This window comes from Shigella sp. FC1544 (assembly GCF_001722145.1).
Lineage (GTDB): Bacteria > Pseudomonadota > Gammaproteobacteria > Enterobacterales > Enterobacteriaceae > Escherichia > Escherichia coli.
In genome coordinates, this window is the sequence record NZ_MECT01000124.1 from 1 (window position 1) to 5,970 (window position 5,970).

Below are 5,970 nucleotides of genomic sequence, written 5' to 3' on the forward strand. Positions count from 1 at the left end.
GTTGACGGACTTCGGGGGAAAAACGAGTATTTTTAGTCATCCTGTTTACCTCTTTCTCAGGAAGTTTAGTCTCCAGGATTCCCGGGGCGGTTCAGTTCAGGCTGTACGCTTCCCCATGTGATTTGCCTCGCCACTTCACTGGGCTCAGGACCCCGTAGGATCTTCACCGAAAAAAATGCTTCACCAGTTGCTTTATTATTTGTTTTAGGTAGACCTGTTACTAATTTATACCTACTCTGACCAAGTCTGGATAAGAAAGGCACACCTGCACATTTCTACTTGGAAATGTTTTCTTTTACCATTTTGCTCAAAAATTTCAACATCCAATATTCCTCGTACAGAACTACTCAAGTCCTGAATAGAAAAAGTTCCAGCTGGTACAGTAGAGTCATATATTACTCGACCTTGTTGAGATACAACAACACGTGCATTAGTTTCTGCAATACCAGTAATCTGAGGCGCATAACCACGAATATTTGGCGGTAGCATTCGTTCATCGCTTTCTAATGCAATTCCTGTGTAACGCCAAGCAACAGCGCATTCTGGCGCATGATCTGGTAAACACGTTTGGCATTGATCGCAGGCATACCATCATGTGCACAAAAACCCACCGAGCTTTTACACGGTGGGTCCCAGAGAAATGCAGGACATCAACACGCCCTGCATTTTTATTATCAGAAGGTATATTTCACACCCAAAATACCTTGGGTGTCTCTGTAACTGTTATTACCCAATTGCTGAGATACGTTTCCCCAGATGCTTAGGTTATCTGCAAGACGCCCCCCCACACCAGTTTTGAGTTCAATCACATTACGGTTGCCTATCTGGTGATTTGACATGCCATTCATAATTACACCATATTGCTTTGAGCTCCATTTCCAATTCACTTCCAAAAATGGTTCGAACTTACGAAGAGTCTCCTTATCGATACAACTCTGACTAATTAAGGATGTACGCAATCCCAATTTTGCTTGAATATTATTGACCCCAGAGGATGTGACCATAGTGCCATTGTGTTCAATATAGTCGTTTGCTTTTACCCCATGCCTAGTTATCTGGACTTGTGGATTGAGATACAATGCGTTGTCAATATTATTATGAGTAGTCCAGCGTATGGTTGGGTAGATATAGCCAGCTTCCAAAGCTCCTGTTATTCCTTTGCTGGAATATTTCTCACCAGTTAACCCATCTCCTTTGACTGTATTATTAAACCAACCGTACTGCAACCAAGCATCCATATATAGACCTGTTCGTTCTTTTTCATCCTGAAACCAAGAACTGTACAAACCGGCAGTATAACCGCTCACAGTTCCTCGTGAACTATAACTAGTATACTTATTATGAGTTTTGCTATCCTGATATCCATAAGCTCCCATAATACCCACATGCAAGCCATCATGATCAGTGAAGTTTGTCTTCAAAATATCTCCACCAATCTGATAAACCATCCTGTTAGCTGTGGTTTTTAATTGTCTATCAGCTAAATTATGCTCATTATGTCCACCAACAGTACGAATCCACATGGTGGTTTCGCTGAGCTGACCTGTAGTAGGATCAACAATAGTGCTACCGTGTCGGTCATAGAGAGAAGGACTAAACATCGTGTTCATTGCTATCAGGTTAGCAATATAACTGCCAGCTTCAGGGCGCCATGTGTGAATACTACCTTCACCCAAATTAAGTGAAGATACAAGCTGTGAACTAGCTCGGCGACTACTCATTTGAGTAGACTCTTGATTGCTCATCTGTTTTGATTCTTGATTATCCATCTGACTAGTTAGATACCACTTATTGGTATTCAGTCCAGATACAGTGCCCTGTTTCAGGCGATAGTCATAACTACCAGCAACAATACGGCCTTTCTGAATAAAAGCATTCTTATCAGAAGAATCTGTCGAAATAATTTGAACACCTTCAAGAGTTTTATCTCCAGAGCCTCCCTCATTTGTCACTGCAACATAGGTAATACCAGACGCATGGCCTGTAATTTCCAGCCGGTCAGTTTTACTGTTGTCATTGCCGAGAACCGCGCCCAAAGATAATATTCCGCCCTTTCCATGCCAATTACCTTTCTGAACATAGGTCTGACCGACATTTGACGAACTATTATTGAGAATAACATGACCGTTTTTCTCCAGAGTCATGTCACCTGTGACAATGACGGGGTCAGGCAAAAAAGGGGCATTAATATTATTGATTAGCACAGTCCCACTATTTAATAAAGTGTTAACAGTTTGATTCATGCCTGAAAAATTCAAGGTAGCACCTTTATTAACAATAACACCAGCGGTACGTGTCATAGCTTCAACTGTCCCCATTTTTAGAATGCCTGCATTGATGTTGGTGAAACCAGAGTAGGTATTTTTTTCCGCCAAAATGAGAGTTCCCTCCCCTGATTTTGTTAGGGATTTTCCGTCCCAGCTATTTATATTATGATGGCTGAGATTATCTGCCAGAATAGTACTAACAGTAAGTTCAGCGTTTTCTTTCAGATTGAACTCTCCATGACTGTCGCCATCTGTATCATTCCAGCTCAAACCGTAGATCAATTTATTCTGGTCACTGATATAGCTTTTTGTATAGTCAATAGCACCAGTAGTGAGTAACGGATTGATGATAGATATATTAGAAACACTGAAACCTGTTATCCCTTTATCTGCACTTAGCAGTTTATAGTCCTTCTGCGCCCAGTTATTTATAATAGCCTCCACTTTTACATTGTTGCCAAATGACATATTTCCAGAAGCTTCCAGACTACTGATTCCAGCTAAATTTAAAGAACTGTTCTCACCAAAAGAAACGTCACCTGAAACAGTGAATTTGTTACCTGATAGTGAAACAGTTGTACAATCACCAGCACATAAATCACCTTCAATAGTTGGTGTGGTCCCAGTGTAATCATTGTTGATAATTTTCAGAATGGATGAATTGTTAACCTGTACATCACCAGTAATGACAGAACCTTCATGGAGTATTAATGAATTGTTTCCACCAGTGATGTGGATAGCATTACCTGCTACATTTTGTGTTCCATCATCTTCTTTACCTGAAATTATATATCCGCTATTAGCAATGGTCATATTGCTACCATTTATAGCATCCCCCCAATGTCCACCATTACCGCCTAAAATAGCTCCATTGTTGATTATAGACAGGTTATCTCCTGTGATAGCATTACCACCGTAGCCATCATAACCATAACCGTAAGCAGCACCTCCGTTGCCTCCAGCGAACGTGCCCTTATTGATTACAGAGAGGCTGCTTCCTGTGATGGCATCACCTCCATTACCGCCATCACCCTCACCATAATTGTTACCTCCATTACCACCGGAAATAGTCCCTTTGTTGATTATGGGTAGATTGACTCCTGTGACGGCATCACCTCCATTCCCCCCATCACTATCACTATAACTATCGCCACCATGTCCACCTGAAATAACTTCTCCATTTATTATAAACAGATTGTCTCCTGTAACAGCCTCACCACCATCACCGTTATGGTCAGCACCGCTACCGCCGCTACCACCAAGAATCATGCCTTGATTGATTATAGACAAGTCAGATCCGGTAATAGAGTCACCACCATTACCGCCACAACTATTACCATCATTATTATCACCAGCACCACCATGACCTGCGCTAATCATAATATCAGAGTTAATCCGTAGCTTAGTTCTAGATGCATGAGAGGGGTTGGAAGAAGTTATATACCACGCATCCATTCCATCTTCACCAGCTCCCAAGGGAGAAAGTCCATCAACAGGTGTTAATAATTTTTCATAATTGTCCTCTGAAAAATGAAGTTCTTGAGTACCCGAAAGAGGAATAGCAAAAGCTATTGGCCCCCCGAGCAACAGGGATGCACCAACAACAAAAGGAGAAAAAGACAATTTGCATGTTTTTTCCTTTACCGTAGGTAATTCTCCGGCCCCCCCCTGTGAACATTGGGTCATATTACAAAAAAATTTGTGAATTTGATTCATGCACTATATTATCAGTAAGTGGTTGATAAACCCCTAAAAAGATTCCGTTTTATCCGGAATAAAGGGACGATATATGCAAAAACATATTAAACAAAGCCTCAACCAAAACATGAGAGCTGTGTTATATATCAATGCAACGGGAGAAATTTACCTGTGTCTTGCTTTGAAAAAAAGAGGGGGAAAGCTATATGTTCGATAATAAATTAATAATTTTACTATGATAGTCTGCTTCAGACCGCAACTTTTCAGTTCTTTCTGTACGCTTGCCCAAAGTTTAACCACTTTGTTTTTCTATACACCCAATGGTTCTATCTGCCCCTTGATGTTAATCCCCAAAGCCAATAACATGAATGTATTCATATCACAACTTTCCTACCAGACTCTCCAATGCAATAACTGCATAATTGTTTTTAGTGGAAATGTATCGTTTTCTTAAAGAGAAGAATAACATTCCATTTTATTATGTTCCCAATTTAATTATATTAATATATATTGGCATCAATAGGAAAATACATCAGGAGAAATCAAATGCAGACATCAAACATAACTAACCATGAAAGAAATGACTCATCATGGATGTCAACTGTCAAATCAACTACAGAAGTAAGTTGGAATAAATTGAGTTTTTGTGACGTTTTACTGAAAATAATAACTTTCGGAATATATTCTCCACACGAAACTCTAGCCGAAAAATATAGCGAAAAAAAACTAATGGATAGTTTCTCACCATCACTATCACAAGATAAAATGGACGGAGAGTTTGCCCACGCAAACATAGATGGCATTTCAATACGGCTATGCCTTAACAAAGGCATATGTTCGGTTTTTTATCTTGATGGAGATAAAATACAATCCACTCAACTTTCATCAAAAGAATATAATAACTTGTTAAGTTCACTCCCCCCCAAACAATTCAACTTAGGAAAAGTACATACTATTACAGCTCCGGTATCAGGGAATTTTAAAACTCACAAGCCTGCACCAGAAGTTATTGAAACAGCCATTAATTGCTGTACATCGATAATACCAAGCGATGATTACTTCCCCGTTAAAGACACTGATTTTAATAGTGTTTGGCATGATATTTACAGAGATATTCGAGCATCTGACAGCAATAGTACAAAAATATATTTCAACAATATTGAAATACCACTAAAATTAATTGCAGATCTAATTAATGAGTTAGGAATTAATGAATTCATTGATAGCAAAAAAGAGCTTCAAATGCTAAGTTACAACCAAGTAAATAAAATAATCAATTCAAACTTCCCCCAACAAGACCTATGTTTTCAAACAGAAAAACTTTTGTTTACTTCACTCTTTCAAGACCCTGCATTTATATCCGCACTAACATCTGCATTCTGGCAATCTCTTCACATCACGTCTTCCTCTGTGGAACACATATATGCCCAAATCATGTCCGAAAACATAGAAAACAGGCTTAATTTCATGCCTGAACAACGAGTTATTAACAATTGTGGACATATTATAAAAATCAACGCAGTTGTCCCTAAAAACGACACTGCAATCTCTGCCTCTGGGGGGAGGGCTTACGAAGTTAGCTCATCAATATTACCATCGCACATAACATGTAATGGTGTTGGTATTAATAAAATAGAAACAAGCTATCTCGTTCATGCTGGAACACTTCCAAGCAGTGAAGGGCTTCGCAATGCTATCCCTCCAGAAAGTCGTCAAGTATCATTTGCCATCATATCTCCTGATGTTTAAGCCAATATTATATTGGCTGCCAGACTGTAAAAAAACGTTCTTCAGAACAGCTCTATAAACTATTAAACCAAAGCTAAAAGGATGGGGACCAATAGAATCTCAGCCCATCCTTTTTATATCCTTATGAACCGCCCCGGAAATCCTGGAGACTAAACTCCCTGAGAAAGAGGTAAACAGGATGACTAAAAATACTCGTTTTTCCCCCGAAGTCCGTCAACGGGCAGTCCGTATGGTTCTGGAAAGTCAGGGCGAATAT

Annotated in this window: 2 protein-coding genes and 1 pseudogene; 1 reads left to right on the top strand and 2 read right to left on the bottom strand. The window is 39.5% G+C overall.

From position 1 onward, the window contains the following. Window positions 1–212 precede the first annotated feature (212 nt). Together BGK49_RS25960 and icsA are read right to left on the bottom strand one after the other, a co-directional pair. Window positions 213–531: pseudogene (locus BGK49_RS25960) on the bottom strand (fimbria/pilus outer membrane usher protein); the annotation flags it as partial. A gap of 143 nt (window positions 532–674) precedes the next feature. Next, window positions 675–3,983 (bottom strand): outer membrane autotransporter IcsA, encoded by a 3,309-nt coding sequence (gene icsA / locus BGK49_RS08690; RefSeq protein WP_069375727.1) that lies wholly within the window; start codon window positions 3,981–3,983, stop codon window positions 675–677. A 528-nt stretch (window positions 3,984–4,511) separates the two neighbouring features. Here icsA and virA point away from each other — a divergent pair. Next, on the top strand, window positions 4,512–5,714 hold the full coding sequence (gene virA, locus BGK49_RS08695; RefSeq protein WP_046891839.1) for an alpha-tubulin-specific protease: 1,203 nt from the start codon (window positions 4,512–4,514) through the stop codon (window positions 5,712–5,714). Window positions 5,715–5,970 lie beyond the last annotated feature (256 nt).